This is a genomic window from Mucilaginibacter sp. Mucisp73 (assembly GCF_059491465.1).
Genome location: NZ_CP168507.1, coordinates 3,746,601 through 3,769,557, shown reverse-complemented (window position 1 = coordinate 3,769,557; position 22,957 = coordinate 3,746,601). Strand labels below are relative to the sequence as shown.

20 protein-coding genes are annotated in these 22,957 nt (G+C 42.2%); 15 read left to right on the top strand and 5 right to left on the bottom strand.

The window, feature by feature from the left end:
• The first annotated feature begins 10 nt into the window (after positions 1-10).
• The 5 genes from ACEN82_RS15635 to ACEN82_RS15615 all read left to right on the top strand — a co-directional run bounded on the left by ACEN82_RS15635 (position 11) and on the right by ACEN82_RS15615 (position 7,353).
• Positions 11-445 (top strand): hypothetical protein, encoded by a 435-nt coding sequence (locus ACEN82_RS15635; RefSeq protein ID WP_413322804.1) that lies wholly within the window; start codon positions 11-13, stop codon positions 443-445.
• An 88-nt stretch (positions 446-533) separates the two neighbouring features.
• Positions 534-3,986: a response regulator gene (locus ACEN82_RS15630; protein ID WP_413322803.1), complete on the top strand. Its 3,453-nt coding sequence runs from the start codon at positions 534-536 to the stop codon at positions 3,984-3,986.
• Between the two features lie 2 nt (positions 3,987-3,988).
• Positions 3,989-4,819 (top strand): CheR family methyltransferase, encoded by an 831-nt coding sequence (locus ACEN82_RS15625; protein WP_413322802.1) that lies wholly within the window; start codon positions 3,989-3,991, stop codon positions 4,817-4,819.
• Positions 4,809-5,396 (top strand): chemotaxis protein CheB, encoded by a 588-nt coding sequence (locus ACEN82_RS15620; RefSeq protein ID WP_413322801.1) that lies wholly within the window; start codon positions 4,809-4,811, stop codon positions 5,394-5,396. The genes ACEN82_RS15625 and ACEN82_RS15620 overlap by 11 nt, the downstream gene beginning before the upstream one ends.
• A gap of 28 nt (positions 5,397-5,424) precedes the next feature.
• Positions 5,425-7,353, top strand: coding sequence for a hybrid sensor histidine kinase/response regulator (locus tag ACEN82_RS15615; RefSeq protein WP_413322800.1), 1,929 nt, complete (start codon positions 5,425-5,427; stop codon positions 7,351-7,353).
• On the opposite strand, the gene ACEN82_RS15610 is transcribed toward ACEN82_RS15615, so the two are convergent.
• Positions 7,350-7,835 (bottom strand): methylated-DNA--[protein]-cysteine S-methyltransferase, encoded by a 486-nt coding sequence (locus ACEN82_RS15610; protein ID WP_413322799.1) that lies wholly within the window; start codon positions 7,833-7,835, stop codon positions 7,350-7,352. The genes ACEN82_RS15615 and ACEN82_RS15610 overlap by 4 nt on opposite strands.
• Positions 7,836-7,927: 92 nt before the next feature.
• Here ACEN82_RS15610 and ACEN82_RS15605 point away from each other — a divergent pair, with 92 nt between their 5' ends.
• On the top strand, positions 7,928-8,611 hold the full coding sequence (locus ACEN82_RS15605) for a heme exporter protein CcmB (protein WP_413322798.1): 684 nt from the start codon (positions 7,928-7,930) through the stop codon (positions 8,609-8,611).
• Positions 8,612-8,807: 196 nt separating this feature from the next.
• Here the strand turns inward: ACEN82_RS15605 and ACEN82_RS15600 are convergent, their stop codons facing one another.
• On the bottom strand, positions 8,808-9,848 hold the full coding sequence (locus tag ACEN82_RS15600; protein WP_413323217.1) for an IS110 family RNA-guided transposase: 1,041 nt from the start codon (positions 9,846-9,848) through the stop codon (positions 8,808-8,810).
• Positions 9,849-10,450: 602 nt separating this feature from the next.
• On the opposite strand from ACEN82_RS15600, the gene ACEN82_RS15595 reads away from it, so the two are divergent.
• Positions 10,451-11,635, top strand: a complete 1,185-nt coding sequence (locus ACEN82_RS15595) for a carboxypeptidase-like regulatory domain-containing protein (RefSeq protein WP_413321284.1) — start codon at positions 10,451-10,453, stop codon at positions 11,633-11,635.
• A gap of 87 nt (positions 11,636-11,722) precedes the next feature.
• Here ACEN82_RS15595 and ACEN82_RS15590 read toward each other — a convergent pair whose 3' ends face one another.
• A complete protein-coding gene (locus ACEN82_RS15590; protein ID WP_413321283.1) occupies positions 11,723-13,312 on the bottom strand; it encodes a DUF4435 domain-containing protein in 1,590 nt (529 codons plus the stop codon).
• A 214-nt stretch (positions 13,313-13,526) separates the two neighbouring features.
• Between ACEN82_RS15590 and ccsA (ACEN82_RS15585) the strand changes: the two genes are divergently transcribed.
• The 6 genes from ccsA (ACEN82_RS15585) to ACEN82_RS15560 all read left to right on the top strand — a co-directional run bounded on the left by ccsA (ACEN82_RS15585) (position 13,527) and on the right by ACEN82_RS15560 (position 20,009).
• Positions 13,527-14,210: a cytochrome c biogenesis protein CcsA gene (gene ccsA, locus ACEN82_RS15585; protein WP_495644147.1), complete on the top strand. Its 684-nt coding sequence runs from the start codon at positions 13,527-13,529 to the stop codon at positions 14,208-14,210.
• 1 nt (position 14,211) lies between these two features.
• Positions 14,212-14,421 (top strand): CcmD family protein, encoded by a 210-nt coding sequence (locus tag ACEN82_RS15580; protein WP_090524403.1) that lies wholly within the window; start codon positions 14,212-14,214, stop codon positions 14,419-14,421.
• A gap of 152 nt (positions 14,422-14,573) precedes the next feature.
• The gene (locus ACEN82_RS15575) at positions 14,574-16,010 is read left to right on the top strand and encodes a Glu/Leu/Phe/Val family dehydrogenase (protein WP_090524405.1); all 1,437 of its coding nucleotides are present in this window, start codon (positions 14,574-14,576) and stop codon (positions 16,008-16,010) included.
• A 392-nt stretch (positions 16,011-16,402) separates the two neighbouring features.
• Positions 16,403-16,813: a cytochrome c maturation protein CcmE domain-containing protein gene (locus ACEN82_RS15570; protein WP_091171412.1), complete on the top strand. Its 411-nt coding sequence runs from the start codon at positions 16,403-16,405 to the stop codon at positions 16,811-16,813.
• A 9-nt stretch (positions 16,814-16,822) separates the two neighbouring features.
• Positions 16,823-19,285 (top strand): cytochrome c biogenesis protein CcsA, encoded by a 2,463-nt coding sequence (ccsA, locus tag ACEN82_RS15565; protein WP_413321282.1) that lies wholly within the window; start codon positions 16,823-16,825, stop codon positions 19,283-19,285.
• A 10-nt stretch (positions 19,286-19,295) separates the two neighbouring features.
• Positions 19,296-20,009, top strand: a complete 714-nt coding sequence (locus tag ACEN82_RS15560) for a phytanoyl-CoA dioxygenase family protein (protein WP_413321281.1) — start codon at positions 19,296-19,298, stop codon at positions 20,007-20,009.
• Here ACEN82_RS15560 and ACEN82_RS15555 read toward each other — a convergent pair.
• Both ACEN82_RS15555 and ACEN82_RS15550 read right to left on the bottom strand, forming a co-directional pair.
• On the bottom strand, positions 20,003-20,512 hold the full coding sequence (locus ACEN82_RS15555; protein ID WP_413321280.1) for a hypothetical protein: 510 nt from the start codon (positions 20,510-20,512) through the stop codon (positions 20,003-20,005). The two genes, ACEN82_RS15560 and ACEN82_RS15555, sit on opposite strands and share 7 nt — an antisense overlap.
• Positions 20,513-20,752: 240 nt before the next feature.
• The gene (locus ACEN82_RS15550) at positions 20,753-21,673 is read right to left on the bottom strand and encodes an alpha/beta fold hydrolase (RefSeq protein ID WP_413321279.1); all 921 of its coding nucleotides are present in this window, start codon (positions 21,671-21,673) and stop codon (positions 20,753-20,755) included.
• An 82-nt stretch (positions 21,674-21,755) separates the two neighbouring features.
• Here ACEN82_RS15550 and ACEN82_RS15545 point away from each other — a divergent pair, with 82 nt between their 5' ends.
• Positions 21,756-22,538: a Rossmann-like and DUF2520 domain-containing protein gene (locus ACEN82_RS15545; protein WP_176623718.1), complete on the top strand. Its 783-nt coding sequence runs from the start codon at positions 21,756-21,758 to the stop codon at positions 22,536-22,538.
• Positions 22,539-22,557: 19 nt separating this feature from the next.
• Positions 22,558-22,890 carry a 2Fe-2S iron-sulfur cluster-binding protein gene (locus ACEN82_RS15540; RefSeq protein WP_090524420.1) on the top strand — a complete coding sequence of 111 codons (333 nt, stop codon included), beginning with the start codon at positions 22,558-22,560 and terminating at the stop codon, positions 22,888-22,890.
• Positions 22,891-22,957: the final 67 nt, after the last annotated feature.

Sequence of the window (22,957 nt, the reverse complement as noted above, 5' to 3'; positions counted from 1 at the left end):
CCACCTAAATATGCGCCTTAGCTCAATTTTATCATTTGCAGGTTTTGCATTGCTTTTTGCTGCAACCTATTGCCCATTGCTGCGGGTATTTCACGTTACCAGCTGGAATATTTATAAGCTTAACCAACCTTATGGTCTGGTGCTTTTACTGGTAGCTGTTGTCGGGATCATAGTATCGTTCCTTAACCAGGCTAAAATTATGCGTGTGACTGCCTGGCTTTCGGTGGCTCTTGTAGTGCTGCTGCTGGTTGCCGCTATTATGAAGGTTAATTCGGCATTTAGCTTTATTCCGTTTAAAGGTATTAACAGATTTTTAACCAGCCAGCTTAAATTTCAATGGGGTTGGTACGTGATGTTTGCCGGCCCGGTTTTGGCTTTAATTGGCGCGTTAAGTAGTAAGCCAAAAACTTTTATGCCAACTACGGCAGATCCTGCTGCAAATTAATACTCCCCGGGTGTTTAAAAAAAGCTGTAACGTTTACTTTACAGCTTTTTTTAAACATATTTGTAATTCAGATTAATACGGATACCTAATGTCAAAGTTTTCCTTCCGCCAGCAGGTTTTAGCTGGCTTTGTAGTATCAATCATTCTTGTTTTTGTGGTAGGCATCTTGTCTTATAATAGCCTGCGCCAATTCGAGGAGGATAATGTCTTAATTGATCATACCCAGAAGGTTATTCATACATCAACAAGTTTATTGCAGGATCTGGTAGATGCCGAAACAGGCATGCGTGGCTATGGTGCTACCAATAACAAGGCATTCCTTGAACCCTATAACGCCTCTTTGCCTAAAATAGCTGATGGCATTGCCACTTTGAAGGATTTAGTGAAGGACAATCCTGTGCAGGTAAAACGTATTGATTCGATAAATAAACTGGCGAAGGAGCAATTGCTGATACTCAAAACAAATGTTGAAACACGCGGAAGTCAGGGTCTTGACTACATGGTGCAGCGCGGCATGTTTTTAAATGGCAAAGAGAATATGGACCAGATTCGTATGCTGATTGACCACCTGACCAACACCGAAAGCAGGTTGCTTGCCAACAGGGAGGAAAGCTCGCAGGAAGCATCTACATTTGCTAAGATCGTAATTGCATGCGGTTCATTGATCTTCCTATTCATTATACTGATGTTGTTCTTCTACATTCAAAAAACATTTGATCAGCAAAGGAAGACAGAAGAGGAGGTGCGTGTTGCCAATATTGAACTTGGCAAGGTACTTGCCGATAACGAAGCTAAAAACTGGCTGCTTACAGGTACCGGCCAATTGAATGAGAAGATGCAGGGCCAACAGGTTGAAAAGGAACTGTCAAATAATATTCTGTCTGAAGTTTGTACTTACACCAATGCCGCGGCAGGTACATTTTACCTGTATAACGAAGCAAACAACAGGCTTGAGCTTTATGCTTCATACGCCTTCCATAATCCTGATTTTGTTAAAAAATCGGTACAAATGGCCGAAGGCTGGCTTGGCCAGGTGGCTAAGGATGGTAAAGCGGCGGTTGTAAAAGGCAAACTGAACGATAAGCTTGAGCTTTCATCATCGGTATTAAAAACTGAACTGGCCGAATCATTTATCATACCTTTCTTTTTTGATAAAAAGCTAAAAGGCGTAATGGAGGTTGCTTTTAATGAAGGGATCTCAAAAAATAAATCGGAATACATTTTAGCTATCGCCAATGATATTGGTATAGCTGTTAATACATCGCAGGCACGTACTATTATGCACGACCTGTACGAGGAAACCCAGCAGCAGGCCGAAGAGCTGGAAGCACAGCAGGAAGAGCTGCGGGTTACCAACGAGGAGCTTGTTCAAAAAACTGAAGAGCTGCAGGCCTCAGAAGAAGAACTCCGGGTACAGCAGGAAGAACTGCGTACCACCAATGCCGAACTGGAAGAAAAAGCCAGTTTGCTTGAAGAAAAAAATCAGGCCATTGAACAGGCCCGCCAGGCTATTAACCTTAAAGTTGAAGAACTGGAAACCACGGGTAAATACAAATCGGAGTTTTTGGCCAACATGAGCCATGAGCTGCGCACACCGCTTAACAGTATCCTGGTACTGGCGCGGATCCTTAAAGATAACAAGCCTGCCAATCTTTCTGAAGACCAAATCAAATATGCCAGCGTTATCTTCAACGCCGGTAATGACCTGCTTACTTTGATCAATGATATCCTCGACCTTTCAAAAATTGAATCGGGCAAGCTGGATATGCAAAATGAGGATATTAAGGTAAGCGATATTGTTGGCGATATGGAAATGCTGTTTGCCGAAGTAGCCAGCAACAAAAAAATTAATTATACAACAAGTATAGACAGGCAACTGCCGCAAACCATATTTACCGATAAGGTACGTATAGAGCAGGTGATCAAAAACCTGTTAAGTAACGCGTTTAAGTTTACTTCTGAAAATGGTTCTATCGCCATTATTGTAAAGCCGGGTATTAAAGATAAAACCATCAGCTTTGCTATCAAAGATTCGGGGATCGGGATCCCTGCGGATAAGCAAAAAGTAATATTTGAGGCATTTCAGCAGGCCGATGGTTCAACAAGCCGTAAATATGGGGGTACCGGTTTAGGTTTATCTATAAGCCGCGAGCTTGCTTTCCTTTTGGGCGGCAGCATAACCCTGAGCAGTGAGCCGGGCATAGGCAGCGAATTTGTACTTACCGTGCCTTTTGAAGCTAAATTAACACCTGCGGCCTTAATTGAAGAAGTATTGCCAACTGCCGAAACTTTTAAACCTGTAACAGAGTTCCTGAGTCCGGTTAAAGCAGCCCCGCGCGACCCCGGTAAAGAACCTTTGGTTGTAATTGTTGAGGATGATAAGAACTTTGCAAACATATTGCAGGATTATGCCCGCGATCATGGTTATAAATCAATCATGGTGTATGAGGGTACCCGGGCGGTTGAAATTGTGAAGGAAGCCAAACCTGATGCAGTGATCCTGGATATTATGCTGCCGGGTAAAGACGGCTGGCAGATTTTGAAGGAGTTAAAGAATGATGAGGATACGATGCACATTCCGGTCCACCTGATGTCGGCCGGGGATGCCGCGGCAAACCGCGTACGCCGAGAAGGTGCCATCAACTTCATGAAGAAGCCTATCAATACCGAAACGCTGGATAAGCTTTTCGCCGATATCATGGTGCAAAGCGGCACCAGGTTTAAACAGATCCTGCTGGTTGAAGATCACAAAGCCCAAAGCCAGGCTTTGAAAGACTTGATGCAGGGCCAGGGCATAACGGTCGACCAGGCTTTTGACGGCGAATCGGCATTCAGGATGTTGCATGAAAACGAGTACCAGTGTGTGATCCTTGACCTTAACCTGCCTGATATTTCGGGCTTGGATTTGCTGGATAAGATCAAAGAGGTTGACCGCTTTGCTTCGCTTCCGGTTATTATCAATACAGCAATGGAGCTTGATAAAGTATCGGTAAACAGGCTAATGCATTATGCCAACGCCATGGTGGTTAAAACCAATAAATCATCCGACAGGCTGATTGATGAGGTTAACCTGTTCCTGAACAAGATCAGCGAAACGGCGATTGCCCCGGCACAGCAGGCACCATCATCGCCCAAACCTAAAACACTAACTAAAGGCAAAGATGCTATTAAGGGCAAAAAAGTGCTCATAGTTGATGATGATATGCGCAATATTTTTGCGCTGAGCAGCGCCCTGCAAAGCTATGACCTCAATGTAGAGATAGCTAATGACGGTGAAGAAGCCATAGCTAAACTTGAGGATATAAAGGATATTGATATAGTGCTCATGGATATCATGATGCCAAAAATGGATGGCTATGAGGCTACCAGGCATATCCGTAAGCAAAACAAATGGGCTAAATTACCCGTAATAGCATTAACTGCAAAAGCAATGAAAGACGACCGCGAAAAATGTATAGCGGCCGGCGCCAATGATTATATCACCAAGCCAGTTGATATGGATAGGCTGATATCGCTCATGCAGCTTTGGCTTGAAAGTTAGTTATGGATACAGAGCAGGGAATTATATCACATGCACAGGTTCATGAGCTTATTGATATTGTAAAAAAAGTTCATGGGTTTGATTTTTCGGGTTATACCAAAGCTTCATTAAAACGAAGGTTAACCCGTATTATGCTGCTCAATAAGTTTGAGTTTTATGACCTTAAACATGTGCTTATTAATGATGCGGACTTTTTTCAGAATTTCCTGGAAGAGATTACGGTCAACGTAACCGAGATGTTCCGCGATCCTTCATTCTATCGTGCGGTTAACTCACGGGTTGTTCCATATCTTTCAACCTATCAGCACGTCAAAATCTGGAGTGCAGGCTGCTCAACGGGCGAAGAGGTTTACTCTATGGCCATATTGCTGAACGAGGCCGGTTTGGGAAAAAAGTCGTTCATATATGGCACGGATATCAATACCGAGGTTTTAAAGGAGGCCCGCAAGGGGATCTACAGTTTGCGTAATATAAAAAGCTACGCAGAAAATTATCAGTATACTGATTTAAAAGGTTCAATTACAGATCACTTTACCATTTTGTACGATGCCGCGTCGATACACAATGAGTTAAAACAAAATACACTGTTTTCGGTGCATAATTTAATATCTGATACCGTATTTAATGAGTTTCAGATGATAAGTTGCCGGAATGTTTTTATTTATTTTGAAACCTACCTGCAGGAACGGATCCTTGACCTGTTTTATAAAAGCCTTTGCCCACTGGGTTATTTATGCCTTGGCAGTAAAGAAACTATCCGGTCAGATTCGTTTAAGAGTAAGTTTAAGGTGATCAACCAAAAAGAAAACATTTACCAAAAAGTTGGGACCTGATAAAAAGTTACTGGAAAGATGGCATGCCGCCCAGATCGTATTATTGGGCGGATCGGCAGGCTCGTTCAAAATTTTATTCAAGATCATAAAAGATCTTCCCGAAAAACTGGGGAAAACTGTAATTCTTATCATACACAGGAAAAAAAATTTTTTCAGCGAAATAGAAAAACTATTTGCCGAGAACAGTCGTATGTACATGCGCGAAATTGAGGACAAGGATATTCTTAAAACGGACACTATGTATATTGCCCCGGCAAACTATCATACCTTAATTGAACGCGGCGGTTATTTTAGCCTGGATGTTTCTGAACCGGTATGGTATTCAAAACCATCAATTGATGTTACTTTTGAAAGTGCCGCCGAGGTTTATGGTGACAAGTGCATGGCGATATTACTTTCAGGTGCCAACCAGGATGGCGCCGAAGGCTTATTAAAATTAAAGAAAAGCGGCAGCCTTACCATAGCGCAGGAGCCCGGCGACGCGGAAATGGCCGAAATGCCAAAGGCAGCTATAAATTTAGGTGCTGCCGATTATGTTTTAACACAGGATGAGATTTTTAAACTTTTACTTTCATAACAATCACCAACCCCCTAATTAATATTAAATGACCCCTGTTAATATTCTTATAGTTGATGACAGAGAAGAGAACATCATTGCTCTGGAGGCATTGCTTAAGCGCGATGATATCAAAATATTTTCTACTACCTCGCCAAATGAAGCCCTTAAAATTGCCTGGGAAACCAATATTGCCATTGCTTTAGTTGATGTGCAGATGCCCGAAATGGACGGCTTTGAACTGGTTGAAATGCTCAAATCAAACCCGCGTACCAAAGATATCCTGGTTATTTTTGTTACAGCCATTTCAAAAGAAGCCAAGTATGCTGTTAAAGGCCTTGGTACCGGCGCTGTAGATTATCTTTACAAACCGCTCGATCCTTATATTACTTCGGCCAAGGTTGATTCATTTGTGCAGCTGGCCCGCACCCAGGCCGAAATAAAACAAAAGAACGATGAGCTGCAGAATTATGCCATCGTTGTAAAAAACTCGGCCGATATTATCACATCGGTCGACGCTCAAAGTCTCCGCATTGACAATATCAACCCCACCGTCGAAAAGATAATGGGTTTCAGGCCCGATGAACTTATTGGCAAAAGTATTGTTGACTTGGCCATAGACGATCATAAGGCGCCGTTTCGCAAAAAACTGGGCGAGATCATTAAAGACAACCTCAGTTATGCCATTTTTGAATTTAAGTTTGAAACCTTTGATAAAAGGGTAATTTGGGTGGAATGCAGGGCGGCGTACCGCAACAAAACCATATTTATTAATATCAGTGATATTTCTCCACAAAAAAGTTACCAGGAGCAGCTCATCAAATCAAAAGAAAGCGCGGAGTACAGCAAAAAGGTGAAAGAAACCTTTTTGGCTAATATGAGCCATGAGCTGCGTACACCGGTTAATGGCATTATAGGTATCACTTCGCTTTTGCGTAAAACGGGCCTTACCGATCAGCAAGTGGGGATGCTTGATTTGCTTGATACCTCCTCAAAATCGTTATTGGGTGTGATCAATGATGTACTTGATATCTCAAAAATTGAGGCTGGTAAATTCAGTATCATCCGTACGGCCAATAATGTTTATGACATTGTAAACTCGGTTTTTAACCTGCTTAAGTTTAAAGCCGACGAAAATAATATTGAGTTTTTGCTGGATATTGAAGATGAAGTACCTGAATACCTCATGGTGGATTCATTACGCCTGAACCAGATATTGATGAACCTGCTGAGTAACGCCCTTAAGTTTACCGAAAGGGGTTATGTAAAACTGAAGATCACCGTACTTCAAAAACACAATGATAAGGTAAAGCTGAAATTCAGTGTTGAGGATACGGGCATCGGGATCCCGGCCGACAGGCTTAACAGCATCTTTGATTCATTTGAACAGGCCGAAGAAGATACCGTAAGCAAATATGGTGGTACCGGGCTTGGGTTAACCATAGTGAAAAAGCTGGCCGAGCTAAAGGGAGGCGAACTTACCGTAAGCAGCCAGGTAGGCAGGGGCAGTACTTTTAACTTTGTATGCTGGTATACCATCACTGTTAAACCCAAAACTAAGGTAACTCCCAAAACTGATAAGATATTGCCGCCGTTTAATAACGTGCGGGTGCTGGTAGCTGAAGATAACATGGTTAACCAGTTTATGCTCTCCAAAATATTAAAGGACTGGAATGTAGAGGTGGAGATGGTTGATAACGGTCGTAAGGTTATTGACAAGCTTACCAATAAAGACTATGACATTGTTTTAATGGATACCCATATGCCCGAAATGAACGGTTACCAGGCAGCCAAAACTATCAGGGTTGATTTTGAGGAGCCTAAACGGAGTATTCCAATCATATCGCTGTCGGCAGCAAGTTATGACCATGAGCAGCAGGAAGCATTATCGGCAGGGATGAACGATGTGCTTTCAAAGCCGTTTCAGCCATACCAACTGCATGAAAAAATGTCGAGGTTATTGAAGGTGGGCGTTTAAAAATCCAGCCTGGTTTGCCCAACGCCCATTACCTTTGCCTCATGCTCAAGCAGCCATTTTTTGCGCCATATACCGCCTGCATAGCCGGTCAAACTGCCGTTTGAACCTATTACCCGGTGGCAGGGCACTACAACCCATAGGTTGTTACGGCCGTTGGCAGATGCTATTGCCCTTATAGCCAATGGATTGTTCATTTGGTTTGACTGCTGGGCGTAAGTAATGGTTGTTCCATAAGGGATCTGGATCAACTCGTCCCAAACCTGTTGTTGAAACTCGCTGCCTTGCTGCTTTATAGGAAAGGTAAATTGCTTCCTTGTACCAGCAAAGTACTCATTTAACTCATCAATAGCAGCTTGCAGCAACGGGGTAGGAGCAGGTTCAATGTCATATTCCTCATCCCGTATCGATACTGATGCTATAAAGCCATCTTCTTCAGTAATGCGGGCTATGCCAACTGGCGTGCGGAAATAAGCTACAGGCATGGTAATTGGTATGTTATATTCAAAATTAAGCTAATTTTTTTAGCTTGTCAAATGCCCTTACTCACTCGCAGGTAATTATTACATTTGCGGTGATGAAACTTGTTAACGAAACCTGGTACCTGCTCAAAAAGGAAGTTTTGCTGGAGTGGCGGTCCAAATATGCTTTTAATGGCGTTTTGCTGTATGTGGTTTCAACGGTTTTTGTTTGTTATATCTCCCTCAACTTAAACCCAGGCTTTTCCAACAGCAGCGGTTACCCCATAGTTTGGAACGTATTGTTCTGGATCATTATGCTGTTTGCATCGGTAAATGCCATAGCCAAAAGCTTTATGCAGGAAAGTAAAAGCAGGCTGCTTTATTATTACTCCATTGCCAGCCCGCAGGCAATCATCCTGTCAAAAACAATCTATAATATTTTGCTGATGGCTTTGCTGAGCACTTTGGCATTAATTATCTATAAAGTATTTTTCCCCAATGCACTTGGCGATCCGTTGTATTATTTCCTGGCGGTGTTGCTGGGGAGCATTAGCTTTTCTACGGTGTTTACCATGATCTCGGCCATTGCATCAAAGGCCGGTAATAACGGTACCCTCATGGCTATATTAAGCTTCCCGGTTATTATCCCTGTTATACTGGTGCTTATTAAGTTGAGCAAGAGCGCTATGGATGGGGTAGACCGGAGTTTCTTTTACGGCAACATAGGCGTTTTGTGCGCTATCAATGCCATTGTAATAGCTACAGCGTTGTTGCTTTTCCCGTATCTGTGGAGGGACTGATTTAGGGGACGATGCTTAAGTTTTGAAAAGAGAGGTCCTGAAATAAACGAGATGGCTTGTGAAATATATTTATCGACATTGTGCGTGGGGCCGCGTTAGATTCTGTGTTGATATGCAAAAGTTATTTTTTATTTTTGAGTCTTAGGCAGCTTTATGTTAGCCTGTTTAGGGCAGTCCTTCAATTGAAGCGACTGCTCTAACTATTTTCGGATATGTGTGCATTCTGTTGAAGGTAGTGTTTTTCGAATGGTTTGTTGGTTTTGTATATAGTGTATACCATCTCCAATAATTTTCTTTGTACTGCTACAGTAGCTTTCATTTTCACGCTATTTCGGGATACGATCCGGACAAATATAGCTTTATATCTTTCTGAATGTCTTATGGCCGCTAATGCAGGTAAGTGCATGGCTTTTCGTAAATGCTTGTTCCCCCTTTTAGATATCTTGGGTTTGCCCTTAACGGATGAGCCGGATTCTTTTTCCCTGACATCCAGCCCGGCGTAACTGGTCAGCTGCTTTTTACTCCTGATCAGCTCAAAGCCGTTTGTTTCGGCTATGATCACAGTGGCCGTTAATAAGCCGACTCCAGGAATAGTGGTAATGGTAGCCAGTGTTTGTTTTAAATGTTTGTCCTGTGCTACAGCTGTTCTAATCTCAGTAAGTATTTCTTTAAGTTGTTCACCAATCATCTTTATCCTGTCCATCATTCTGCGGATAGTATCTTCCCCCGGAAAAGCTTCGGACTGTTCAGCATGTAGCTGGTTCTTGATCATGGTTCTTTCTGCAATAAGTTGTTCTCTTTCACGGGTTATCTGCCGCAGGGTCCTGAACACCCTTTTGGGTTGTACCCAGTTATCCAGTTTCTTTTCAAGTCCGAACATGGCTATGGCAAAAGACATTGATTTATCGGTAATTGTTTTGATCTCCAGTGTCTTGAAGAAGTTCGAGATCTTGTTGGGCATGACAATACTTACAGCATACCCTTTGCCGGCCAGATAATAAGCAAGGCGCTCGTGGTATACACCTGTGGCCTCCATTACATATCTTAATGGATATTGGGGGATGCTTTGCTTGTTTATCCATACTTCCAGGTTTGCAAATCCTTTTTCATTGTTTGGAAAAATCTTGTTCGCATAAACTGTTATAACTGCCTGCTCATCCATCTTGCCGATAGAAACCACCAGCTCTTTTTGAGCCACATCAATACCTACTACTTGTTTTAATAATCTGCTTGCCATTGATCAAAGTTTTTAACTGTTATAAGTGAAAACCTTTCTTCGTTTTTCCTCCTGTTGGTTATCCTGGATATACTGCCTGGTCGTATTCCTTACATTCTGTTCAAACTCAAAAAAGTAAAGGAGTGAGGCTATATCTAACGCTCAACATGCTCAAGGCTGTTTGGGATTGCTGTGCTCTCACTCTTTTCACTCATAAAATCATTACAATAATATTAGATGTAAACATAGGAGGGATTGCAGCGGAAAACCCGCAGCGCGGGCAGGCCATTGCAGTACAGACAAGGCGAGGATTTGCAGCGTAAAGCCCGGGCCGCAGGCAACGCCCACATGACAGCAAATTGCAATTTGCGCTCGTTTTTAATGAGTGCTTAATGTGGGTTGGCGATTGTATCGCCTCCGCTTACGTTATAAACGTGAGCCCATTGTAAGCACTCATTAAAAATGAGCGCAAGAAAAAAAATTAAAATTCTATAAATTCTCTATTTCAATAAATTCGAGTTCAGACGAACCCACCGCAACAAAAATTATACACCGGCAATTCATTAACCGTTCATAAAAAATGCGTTTTTTAGCAGATTGAAAAAATATCCTAATTTTAATTAATGCGTTTTTATTGGTTTTTGCTTATCGCGTTTATATGTCCGCTCATAGTTTCGGCACAAACCGGTACTATTACAGGTAAGGTAGTGCGGGCCGATACTAAAAGCCCGGTAGCCAATGCCAGCGTATTTTTAAATAATGCCACCTACGGTACCTCAACTGCCGAGGATGGTACTTTTACCCTGGCCGGAGTTAAACCAGGCCAATACCAGTTGGTGGTTACCGGCGTTAGCATTGAAGAATATTCCACAACGGTACTGGTTGGCCGCGAACCTGCAAAATTGAGTATCGAGGTCAACCAAAAAGTGCTGATGCTGCGCGAGGTAGTGATCAGCAGCAGTGCCGACTGGAAAAAGAACTATGAACTGTTCCGTAAGGAATTTGTTGGTGATACCGAAAACGGCAAGGAGTGTAAAGTTACCAACCCTCATATTTTAAATATTATCTACCACAGGGGAAAGCAGCAATTGGAGGCCTCTGGCGATGAGTTTTTGGTGGTAGAGAACCTGGCCTTAGGCTACCGTACCAAATTTTTGCTCAAAAACTTTTTGTACGATGCTATTGAGCATACCATATCCTATTCGGGAAGTGCGCTTTTTGAAAACCTGCCCGGTAGTTCGGCACAAAAGAAACTCTGGAAGCAGAAACGTGAGCAAGCCTATTACGGATCGGCTCAGCATTTTTACCGCTCGCTTTATAAAGGAAAGTTAAAAGAAGAAGGGTTTGAAGCGCACGATTTTACAAGGCAAATTAATCCCGAACGGCCAGAGGAAGCTGTGCTGATGCAGAAGATGAAAAAATACCGGGAAGGCCCGCGCGATTCGGCCATGCGTTATTATAACCTGTCGAAGATGACCAAATGGTACCGCGAAAACCTCGCGAAGCTGCCTTACCAGGAGTTTGAGATTTTGCGTAAAACACCACAGGATGGCATTTATGCACTTACCTTCCCGCACTTTTTATATGTAGTATACACCAAACGCGAGGAAACTACCGAGTTTAAGGACGTTTATCATCCGCTGGATATGCCTAATTACGAAACCAGTATCATGACCAAATATTCGGGCTATATTGCTTTTGATATGAACGGTATTGTGGTATCAAGCCCGAGCCCGCTTTATGAGGGCTCATGGTCAAAAGCAAAGCTTGGCGATTTGCTGCCGGTTGATTATGAGCCGGGGGATTAGTTTTTTTAAAATGTTCAGTTTAAGTAAATCAGCATTCTAACAATAGAGATACTTTAATTTTTATCTCTATTGTTAGAATCTGTCGGTTCAACTACTTTTTATTTTTGCTTTAATGGCTTTTCTTATTTTCTCTGAAGATTCGTCATTCAGCTTCAATATTGAGATAATATATTTTAAATAAACGTTTTCTTTACTATTTAATCCACAAAGTGAGGATACGTTTGATTTTGCGATTAAACCTTTATTATTAATGACTTTTAATATACCTTCAAAATCTTCTGTATCTATCAATTGGGTGAATTCGGTAAACAATTCATCATAGATTTTCTTAAAATCTTGGTTACTCCAAAAATCAGATAAAGATTTATCCAAAGTGGCAAAGTCATCAATTCTTTTTTGAGATGTAGCTGTTTTAAAGATTCTTTCAATTCGGGATATAGTGTGCGCGATGACTTGGGGAACAAGTTGCTCTTTGAAAAAGGCTACTACATTGGCTTTAACCATGCTGAAAACATCATCAGGGTTTGCCATCATCTTGGTTGCAACAGTTTTTACCACATTTTCTAAAAGAAGAAAATTTTCAACTTCCGCAACTTCCGCAACCCATATATTGGTGTTATTTATATGATTAATTTCATCATCCGTTCTTCTGTCTCTATCGATTAAGCCGAAAGATTTTATATGATGAAAGTAGTTTTGATCGTTGAAGGTTTTGGTTGTATCAATTACTTTTCCAGAAGATCCAAGTGGTTTGACATTCATTTCTGTAAATACAGCTGGTAATAGATTATAGTCAATACTTCCTGTATCGCCTTCTATAAATAATACGGTTTGTCGACTTCCTAATATATCTAAATACAATTGTTCTGGTAAAGGAGAATTATCCTGCAATATCTCATAATCCCAAGAATTATTATTATAGCCTTTCATCCATATTTTTTGAGAGTTTTGACGAGAGGCTGCAAAATCAATATCATGTGTTAAATAAATAAATGTGCAATCAGGTCTTTCAAGTTCGATTTTATCCCACAATTGTTTCGTTATGGCTTTATGTACATGCATTTCAGGTTCATCAAGGATAATCAATGCACCTTGTGGCGCCGCAACCACTTCTCCAATCAAGTAAAAAATAACTCGCTCGCCGTCACTCATTTCGGATGCATTGTAAATATCTTCCAAATTACCTGTCGGATAAGCTTCAATCAACCCAGCTCTTTTTCTCAATTTGCGGTGAGGTAAAACCTCTTCCCATATTGATTGCACACGGTCAAGCTTAGTTGTCGGCTTAGATATTTCTCCTTCTTTATATTTTAGAGATTCTTCGTATTCTTCTGTATGTAGAAGTACAAGCAATTTTTCATAATCATTTAATAGGAAAGTACTTGGTTTGCTTCCCCATCGATTATTCATTTTGTTGGTTTCCAAAAAGCTTTGATTCTCATAATCGTAGCCATAGAAAAATTCGTTTTCTGCGGCTTTTTTTGATTTTGGTCTAACTTCCGGTGGCATGGTCAGAGATTTTTGCGCGGAAACACGGTGAACTATTTTGGGGTATCGTTTTTCCATATCAGCACCAAACCGAGATTTACCGGAACCGTTTGCGCCAACGACAACTAAACTTTTTGTATCAATTAATGGCTGCGAATTATCAGTTTTACGAGGTAAATTTAATTCCATGACAAGGTTTAAAATTAAGATGCCAATTTAAATCGAAAAATCGAGAATACAGAGTATTGCATTACAAGAAGTATCGAATACATTTTCGATATCATGTAGAAGTTCATTTACATGAAATTGGACAGCTTAATAATTATATCTCATAATTTTTCCTGTGATATATATCATCTCTTATCGACCATTCACTCCATGAAAATTCCTTACCTTTACCGCCATAAATCATATGAAGTTTATTTATCAAACATGGTGGAAGGTTGCGGCTGTTTTGCTGGTGCTGTCTACCTTTTACACGGGCCTGGTTTTCAAAGCGCCGAGGCTGCCAATTATTCACGAAACCATCCGTAACCTGTATTTCCACGTACCTATGTGGATGGGGATGCTCACGGTTTTTGTGGTATCGGTTTATTTCAGTATTAAATACCTGCAAACGGGTAAAGAAGAGCACGACCTTGCCGCCGTTGAGAGCGTTAATACAGGCTTGCTGTTTTACACCTTGGGCCTTTTAACCGGTATGCTGTGGGCAAAATTTACCTGGGGCGAGTTTTGGAGCGGCGACCCCAAACAAAACAGCGCGGCCATCGCATTTTTGTTGTACTGTGCTTACCTGGTGCTTCGTAATTCTATTGATGAGGAGCAGAAGCGGGCCAAGATTTCGGCCATCTACAATATCTTCGCTTTCCCCATCATGATCGTGCTGATATTTGTTTTGCCCCGCATGACAGATTCATTGCACCCCGGCAGCGGCGGTAACCCTGCATTTGGTAAATACGACCTTGATAACGGTATGAAGATAGCCTTTTACCCGGCTATGTTAGGCTGGAGTTTTATTGCCCTTTGGATAGCAACTATCCGTTACCGCATCCGTTTAATTGAGAATAAGAAGAACGCTATAAATTAAGATGAAGAAATTAACGCTTTTATTGCTACTGCTTACGTTTTGTACCGCTGTTTTTGCACAACCAGGGCAGCAGGTTGAAATGGCCGATGCCCTGCGCCAGTCAGGAAAAATTTACGTGGTTGTAGCAACTATTTCCATAATTTTTGTTGGACTGGCCATTTACCTGTTTACTATAGACCGCAGATTAAAAAAAGTCGAAAACGAAAAGTAGTTCAAATAATATGTTTAAACAATTTAAACATATCATTCGTGCCGGTGTTGACTGGTGTATAGGGCACACTAACTAAGAAATATTTGCAATATTGATAAAAATTGTACCAAATTTGCTCACTTTTTTAAGAGATTAATATTTATACAATAGTTATGGCTACGAATATTTTGATTGCCGACCAGGAAACACACTTCTTCAGCGACGTGTGCAAAAACTTCGATCACGCTGCCCAATTCACCAAACACGATGCAGGCCTGCTTGATCAAATTAAATCATGTAACAGTGTTTACCGCTTCCGTTTCCCTATTCGCAAGGGTAACAGTTTTGAGGTAATTGACGCCTGGCGTGTGGAGCACTCGCACCACCAGTCGCCCACCAAAGGCGGCATCCGCTACAGCGAAATGGTGAACGAGGACGAGGTGATGGCCCTCGCCGCGCTCATGACTTACAAATGCGCCATTGTTAACGTTCCGTTTGGCGGCGCCAAAGGCGGCATCAAAATTAATCCTAAAAACTACACCGTAAGCGAGCTGGAAAACATCACCCGCCGTTATACCGTTGAGTTAATCAAAAAGAACTTTATTGGCCCAAGCATTGACGTACCTGCACCTGATTATGGATCAGGCGAGCGCGAAATGAGCTGGATTGCCGATACTTATGCTACCATGAACCCCGGTCAGCTGGATGCTATGGGCGCTGTAACCGGTAAGCCTATCGCGCTGCATGGTATCGCGGGCAGGAGGGAAGCTACCGGCCGTGGTGTGGCCATCGCCACCCGCGAGTGTGTAAGCGTTGGCGAGGATATGCAAAGGATTGGCCTGTTGCCGGGTTTATCGGGCAAAAGGGTAATTGTGCAGGGCCTTGGTAATGTAGGTTACTATTCGGCTAAGTTTTTATCCGAAATGGGGGCAATAATAGTCGGCTTATGCGAATTTGAAGGCGCTATTTATAACGAGAACGGTTTAGATATCGAGGCTGTATTTCAGCACCGTAAGGCAACAGGTTCTATTTTAGGATATGCTGCTGCAATACAGGAATTTACCAATACCATGGAAGGCCTTGAGCAGCCATGTGATATCCTGGTACCGGCAGCTCTTGAAAACCAGATCACCGAAGCAAACATCCGCAACATACAAGCTAAGATCATTGTCGAGGGCGCTAACGGCCCAACCTCGCCAGAGGCTGAAGCCATATTTTATGCCAACGGCGGTATCATCGTGCCTGATATGTTTGCCAACGCAGGCGGTGTTACCGTATCTTATTTTGAATGGTTGAAAAACCTGAGCCACGTAGCATTCGGCCGTATGAACCGCAGGTTTGAAGAGAATTCCAACCTTAACCTGGTAAATATGGTTGAAGGGATTACCGGCGTAGCTTTAACTCCGGTACAGCGCTCAACCATTATTAAAGGAGCATCAGAGCTTGAACTGGTAAACTCAGGACTGGAAGATACCATGATCCGCTCATATCATGAGATCAGGGAGATCTATAAAAGCAATCCTGAGATTGGCACCCTGCGTAACGCAGCCATGGTTGGCGCTATTAATAAAATAGCGGTATCATACCAAAATTTAGGTATCTGGCCATAATTAAGGATTTAATAGTTTTATATATAGCGAGGTGGGTTTGAAAAAGCTTACCTCGTTTTTGTTTTTAATTATGCCGCGATAGGGATCGCAGCGGATACCGGCCACTGAGCGTAAAGCCTGCAGGCGTATGAGCGTAGAGCCCGGGCCGAAGGCATCGCCAATAAAACACTATAATAAATAACCGTCATTGCGAGGAACGAAGCAATCCCCGACTTTACAGAGCAGCCATGTAAATGTCCTTGTATAGTTCGCGATTGCTTCGTTCCTCGCAATGACGCTGATTTGTATTCAATCAAGAATGATTCTAAATAATACATATGTCTTGTAATAAACATTATTCGCTGCACGTTTTGTATTTTTGCAAATCGTTATTTTAATAATATAAACCGCAGATGAAAAAAAGTGCAATTTTTGGTCTTGTTGTTATCGCTATAGCCATAGCGGTTATCATAAGTGTTTATTCAAGCTCAAGCACCTATGCAACCTTTGCCGAAGCGCAGCAAACCAGCAGTGAACTGCATGTAATAGGCCATTTTAGCAAGGGAAAAGAAATGGTTTATGACGCTGCTAAGGATGCCAATTATTTTTCATTTTATATGAAAGATAATAAAGGCGAAGAGCGTAAAGTTGTTTTTACCGGTACCAAACCGGAAGACTTTGAGCGTTCGGAGCAACTGGTACTTACCGGCCAGATGGTTGGGAGTGAGTTTCATGCATCAAAGATCCTGATGAAATGTCCTTCCAAATACACGCAGGATAAGTTAGAAGTTACAGAAGCGAAGGCTAAACAAGCCAGCATTTAATCATTTTTGATGAATACAGTTTTTAAGGGCGAACACCTTTTACCGGGACAAATCGGCCAGTTTTTTATTGTTCTTTCGTTTGGTGCAGCCCTGCTGTCATTTATAAGTTACTATTTTGCTACTACTGATGATGCCGGTAAGGCCGACAGCAACTGGCAGCGTTTAGGCCGTTTAGGTTTTTACGTAAATTCTATCTCTATTTTAGGAATGGGCACCTGCCTATTCTATGTGCTTTATAATCACTATTTCGAGTATCATTATGCCTGGGCTTACACCTCGCGTTCGCTGCCCGTTTACTACCTGGTATCAGGTTTTTGGAACGGACAGGAGGGGGGCTTTTTGCTTTGGGCCTTTTGGCAGGCCGTTTTAGGTAATGTACTTATTGCAAGGGCTAAATCATGGGAGCGCCCGGTAATGACCGTTGTTGCCCTGTCGCAGGTTATTCTGGGAACCATGGTACTGGGTATCGATATCTTTGGCCAACGCATTGGTAGTTCACCATTCTTGTTGTTGCGTAATTCAGGTATCGAAGCGCCTATATTCTCGCAGCCAAACTACCTCGACTTTATAAAAGACGGGCAAGGAATGAACCCATCGCTGCAAAATTACTGGATGGTGATTCACCCGCCTACATTGTTCCTGGGTTTTGCATCTATTATAGTTCCGTTTGCTTATGCGGTTGCCGGGCTTTGGCAAAAACGATATAAAGAGTGGGTACAGCCCGCTATATCATACGCCCTGTTTGGTTCTATGATATTGGGTACCGGTGTGATCATGGGCTCGTTTTGGGCTTATGAGTCGTTAAACTTCGGTGGCTTCTGGGCCTGGGATCCGGTTGAGAACGGTTCGATATTTCCGTGGTTAACCATGGTTGCGGCATTGCACGTACTTATCGTATTTAAAAATACAGGCCATTCCTATTTTACAGCTACACTGCTGGTATTGCTGAGTTTTGTACTGGTATGGTACACCTCATTCCTTTCAAGAAGCGGTATCCTGGGCGAAAGCTCAGTTCATGCTTTTACCGATTTAGGTATGTTCTGGCAACTGGTTATCGGCATCCTGATATTCCTTGTTTTATCTGTTTGGGTTTTGGTATGGCGATGGAAAGAACTGCCAATCACCAAAAAAGATGAAGAAACATACTCACGCGAGTTTTGGATGTTTGTAGGTTCGGTATTTTTAGGGCTGTCATGCTTCCACCTTATTGTAGTAACTTCGGTGCCTGTGTGGAATGCCATGTTTGGTACCAAAATTGCACCTCCTTCTGATGCTGTTAAACATTATAACGTGATCCAGTCGTCATTTGCGTTTGTGGTGACTTTACTTACTGGCTTTACGCAATTCCTGAAATATAAAAAGACCGATATTACCCGGTTCTTCATTACTACCGGTGTTTACCTTGTGTTTGCCATACTGGTAACAGCGCTTGTTGTTTACTTAACCGGGGTTTATCGCCTTAATTTCGTATTCAATCTGGTAATGTGCGGTTCGGTTTATTCAGTTATTGCCAATGCCAAAGTATTGGTTGATGCCTTTAAGGGCAAGTTTAAACTGGCCGGCTCGGCGGTAGCGCACTTGGGTTTTGGTTTGTTGATGGTTGGCGCGGTTATAGCGGCAGGTACCAGCAAGGTGGTATCTGAAAATGCAAGCGGTGTAGTTAATGTGCAGGGCTTTGATGCCAAAGCCGGTAACGCCCGTGAAAATATCATGATCTATAAAAACACCCCGGTAAAAATGGGCGATTATACAGTTACCTATCTTGGCGACTCCATTTCATCACCTTACCATTTTTACAGGGTTGATTATAAAAAGTTTGATGCTAACGGTAAATTGCTCGAAAACTTTGTACTTAAACCCAAAGTGCAGGCCAGCCGCGATGCGGGAATGTCTTCATCGCCCGATACCAAGCATTATTTGTTAAATGACCTTTATACTCACGTTACCGCTATCCCTAGCGAAGGTTTTGCCATGCAGGGCGAGGCCGGGCACGACGAAGGTAACGATGATAAAAACTACGATGAGCCTGTAGCCCATGAAGTGGCTATCGGCGATACCATCAGGTACCGTGACGGCTTTATGCTGGTTAAATCATTAAACAAACAGGCTACGGTGCAAAATATCCCGCTTACTGCCAACGATGTGGCTATTGGTGCCAATATCGAAGTTCATGCGCATGATGGCAAGGTGTATACCGCCGAACCTGTGTTCATGATCAGGGGCGGTAACGTGTTTGATTTTGCCCGCAAGGTAGAGGACGCAGGTTTAAAACTGCGCTTTTCAAGGATCAACCCTGAGAATAAAAAAGTGGAGATCACTGTTTACCAGCAGCCGCAAAACAAACGCCCGTGGATTGTGATGCGTGCTATCAGCTTCCCGTATATCAACTTCTTCTGGAGCGGTACTATCATTATGGTGATTGGCTTTTTGCTTTCTATCCAAAGGCGTAATAAAGAACTTAAAACCGTTTAACTGTTGTTAAATGGATTTTACCAGGCATCAGTATGAAATAGCCCGACAGGGGTTTTCTGTTGTTGAGCATATTTATACTGATGCTGAAGTAAAAGTCATCGTCGCGGCTATTGAAAACGCGGATAAAAGCAGTCCGCTGTTCAGGCAAACAGATGACCTGTTTGCCATAAGACAGTTTTTAAAGACTGTGCCCGAAATAAGCCCACTGATTTTTACGGGGAGATTAAAAACCTGCTTACAGCAATTGTTTGGTGATGGTTATTTTGCCGTTAAATCTATCTATTTCGATAAGCCCGAAACATCCAACTGGTTTGTAGCTTGGCACCAGGATCTGACCATTTCTGTTGATAAAAAGATTGAGATAACAGGTTACGGCCCCTGGACGATTAAGCATAACCAGTTTGCTGTGCAGCCTCCGCTTCATATTTTGCAGGATAACTTCACTATCCGCGTCCATCTTGATGATACCGATGAAGGTAATGGCGCTCTGAAAGTGCTACCAGGTTCACATCTTAAGGAGATCTATCGTCCCGAAAATATCGACTGGCAGCAGGAAACCGAGGTAAGCTGCAATGTACAGGCAGGCGGCATCATGATCATGCGGCCTTTACTCATGCATGCCTCAAACCGTACTACCAACAACAAACGGCGTAGGGTAGTACATATTGAGTTTACCAAGGCAACGCTTACTGACGGGATTGATTGGGCGGAAAGGATTTATTGATCGTACTTGCTTGTTCCGTAAGGTACTCCGACGCTTATGAAGAACGCTTTCAACATATCGTATTTCTGTTTACAATCTATTCCTACGTTTATTTTTCGTGAACCGGAATCACTCGCGTGGCAAGTGAAACAGATATCAAGATGGTCGATTACCCTGTCATTTTTATCAAGAAATACGATCGAATTACGCGGTTCGAAGCAGCCAGGCAGGGATGTTATCAGGTAGTTCTTCATACCGCTGTAGCCATAGTTGAAGATAATGTCAGAGAATTTTTCAATTTGTTCACGTGTTAAGAATTTAGACTGCTTAACATTGTCGTATTTTAGGTGATCGTTTTCAATAATAATGCCGCCAATAGTATCCGGCTCTTCTGGGGCTTTAGGAAAACCTGCCGAATCAATAGTTCTGTTTGAATTCTTTGGCAGACCTACGTATGATATAGCTAATATTTTTGCTGCGATTGAAAAAGGATATTTCTTTAATCGCTGGGTAACAGTGAACATGTTTGTATATAAGCAATTATCAAATTCCGGTTTATAGCCCTTAATGCTTTCACGCGTATAACTTACGTGATATACAATTTTTCGTTTGAAAATATGTTTTACTTTTTGATGAACCGTTGTATCTGTTAAATAATAACCATTGCGACTACAGTTTGCGTAACAGGCAAGGTTTATCAATAACAAAAAGCAGGTAATCAATCTAAATTTCATCTGATAAAACTACAGATAAAATTGATTTTCTTACCCCTTCAAAAACGAAAGGATCTTAGCATTTACGGTGTCGGCCTTTTCAATCATGGGTAAATGTGCTGCGCCATCAACAGGGAAAAAGTCGGTCTTTAATACGCTGCGGATAGAATCGCTGAAACGTGGCAGTACTGTTTTATCAGCTTTACCCCATATCAGTAATACGCTTTTGCCTGTACTGTTGAGGCACGTATTGCTCTCACGACCATTTTGATTGTAATTGTACAGCGTTGAAACCAGCGCGTTTCTAAACCCTTTATACTCCATTTGGGGGAGGTAACGGTTTATCCACCCAGGGTGGTTTTTGGGATAAAGAAAATCGGTTGTTTGTCCTTTTGCTCTTTCGTCGGAGTTCACGGCTTCGTTATAAAGTGTGAAATATTGCGGAGCTACCGGCTTTTTTTGTTCATATACCGGGTCGACAAGGATTAGTTTGTTAACCATACCGGGGTGGCTGCAGGTAAAATTGGTTATCACCGCACCGCCAAATGATACGCCAGCTAAATTTATTTTCCCGTTTAATTTAAGTTGATTAATGAGATCGAGCAGTTGCGTATTGTAAAGCTCCTGGTTATAGGGAACATCGGGCCTGTCTGAATAGCCGCGGCCATACATATCATAGCGTAATACCCGGTATCCTTTTTTTATCAAAAAATCGTACGTTGGGTCCCAGATATAATAGGGCACGCTAAAACCGTGAACAAGTACAACAACCTGGGCACTATCAGGGCCTTCAAGCTGGTAATGGGTTACGCCCTGACTTAATTTGATAAAGCTACCAGGGATGTTTTTGCGGCTGGCATCGGTTAAGGTTTTGGTTTCTTTATTGTTATATCTATAGAAGCCGTATAGTATTAATGACGCGGCCCCGACAAGAAATATCACAATTATAATGCTTACTTTAAGTATTTTCATGCGGTATTAGATGTTGGTTTCTAAAATACAGAAATATTTATACTACAGTTAGTTAAATAATTATATCTATTGTAAAGAATATATGAACATTACCATAATAGGCTCCGGTAACGTAGCTACGCACATGGCAGCGGCCTTTAAGAATGCCGGACACCGTATTGTACAGGTATACAGCCGCGATATGCAGCATGCTGCGCTTTTAGCCTACCATGTAGCTGCCGAAGCTGTTGATAACCTTGACAATATTAATCCCGATACAGGATTGTTTGTTGTTTCGGTTAAGGACGATGCTATAACGACTGTTGTTAAAGCGTTGTCGGCCCATAAAAAGTTAATAGTACATACATCGGGCTCAACCGATTTGAACAGTTTGCTGGCTTTTACCCCGAAGGCCGGTGTATTTTATCCCCTGCAAACGTTTAGCAAGATAAGAGAGGTTGATTTCCGATCTGTCCCGCTCTGTCTTGAAGGTGCTGATGATGGTATACTTGCTGATTTAAAGCAGCTGGCATTTACCATCAGTAATAATGTATATAGCGTTAACTCCGCCCGGCGTAAAATATTGCACCTTGCCGCGGTATTTGCCTGTAATTTTCCCAATTATTTGTATGGGGTTGCCCAGGACCTGCTTGCGCAAAATCAAATGGAGTTTAACATGCTGCGTCCCCTGATCCTGGAAACTGCCCAAAAAGTGCTTGAGCAGGAACCGCGCAATGTACAAACCGGCCCTGCAGTACGTAATGATGAGGGCACTATGGCTACTCACATGCAGATGTTAAGCGAGATGCCTATGTTACAGGATATTTACAGTTTATTAAGTCAGGGTATTATCAAAAACAATAAAGGGTTTACCGCACCCGAGTAATTTTGTTACTTTTGCTTAAATGAACATTTATAAAATAAAGATCAATTTCGAGGAAAAAGGGCACGAAAGCGTTGAGTTACCTATAGCCGAAGGAGAATCTGTATTAGACGTATGCCTGGAGAATGGCATTGAACTACAGCACAATTGCGGTGGTGTTTGCGGATGCAGCACATGCCATGTTTATGTAAACAAGGGGATGGATAATATCCAGGAGATATCCGATAAAGAAGAGGATTTTATTGACAGGGCTGTTAACCCGCGCATTAATTCGCGCCTGGGTTGCCAGTGTGTGATTGTTGATGGCGACATTGAAGTTACCCTGCCGGATCAGTCGCAGTTTTTAGGCCACTAATATTTGCATCAATCCGTTTAAACAATAAATAAAACGTATAATTTACAACGTATTAGCGTAACCCCCG

Excerpts from the sequence above, each read along its gene's own strand:
- ACEN82_RS15635 (WP_413322804.1), top strand. The coding sequence starts at position 11 with ATGCGCCTTAGCTCAATTTTATCATTTGCAGGTTTTGCATTGCTTTTT.
- ACEN82_RS15630 (WP_413322803.1), top strand. The coding sequence starts at position 534 with ATGTCAAAGTTTTCCTTCCGCCAGCAGGTTTTAGCTGGCTTTGTAGTA.
- ACEN82_RS15625 (WP_413322802.1), top strand. The coding sequence starts at position 3,989 with ATGGATACAGAGCAGGGAATTATATCACATGCACAGGTTCATGAGCTT.
- ACEN82_RS15615 (WP_413322800.1), top strand. The coding sequence starts at position 5,425 with ATGACCCCTGTTAATATTCTTATAGTTGATGACAGAGAAGAGAACATC.
- ACEN82_RS15610 (WP_413322799.1), bottom strand. The coding sequence starts at position 7,835 with ATGCCTGTAGCTTATTTCCGCACGCCAGTTGGCATAGCCCGCATTACT.
- ACEN82_RS15605 (WP_413322798.1), top strand. The coding sequence starts at position 7,928 with ATGAAACTTGTTAACGAAACCTGGTACCTGCTCAAAAAGGAAGTTTTG.
- ACEN82_RS15600 (WP_413323217.1), bottom strand. The coding sequence starts at position 9,848 with ATGGCAAGCAGATTATTAAAACAAGTAGTAGGTATTGATGTGGCTCAA.
- ACEN82_RS15595 (WP_413321284.1), top strand. The coding sequence starts at position 10,451 with ATGCGTTTTTATTGGTTTTTGCTTATCGCGTTTATATGTCCGCTCATA.
- ACEN82_RS15590 (WP_413321283.1), bottom strand. The coding sequence starts at position 13,312 with ATGGAATTAAATTTACCTCGTAAAACTGATAATTCGCAGCCATTAATT.
- ACEN82_RS15580 (WP_090524403.1), top strand. The coding sequence starts at position 14,212 with ATGAAGAAATTAACGCTTTTATTGCTACTGCTTACGTTTTGTACCGCT.
- ACEN82_RS15575 (WP_090524405.1), top strand. The coding sequence starts at position 14,574 with ATGGCTACGAATATTTTGATTGCCGACCAGGAAACACACTTCTTCAGC.
- ACEN82_RS15570 (WP_091171412.1), top strand. The coding sequence starts at position 16,403 with ATGAAAAAAAGTGCAATTTTTGGTCTTGTTGTTATCGCTATAGCCATA.
- ccsA (WP_413321282.1), top strand. The coding sequence starts at position 16,823 with ATGAATACAGTTTTTAAGGGCGAACACCTTTTACCGGGACAAATCGGC.
- ACEN82_RS15560 (WP_413321281.1), top strand. The coding sequence starts at position 19,296 with ATGGATTTTACCAGGCATCAGTATGAAATAGCCCGACAGGGGTTTTCT.
- ACEN82_RS15555 (WP_413321280.1), bottom strand. The coding sequence starts at position 20,512 with ATGTTCACTGTTACCCAGCGATTAAAGAAATATCCTTTTTCAATCGCA.
- ACEN82_RS15550 (WP_413321279.1), bottom strand. The coding sequence starts at position 21,673 with ATGAAAATACTTAAAGTAAGCATTATAATTGTGATATTTCTTGTCGGG.
- ACEN82_RS15545 (WP_176623718.1), top strand. The coding sequence starts at position 21,756 with ATGAACATTACCATAATAGGCTCCGGTAACGTAGCTACGCACATGGCA.
- ACEN82_RS15540 (WP_090524420.1), top strand. The coding sequence starts at position 22,558 with ATGAACATTTATAAAATAAAGATCAATTTCGAGGAAAAAGGGCACGAA.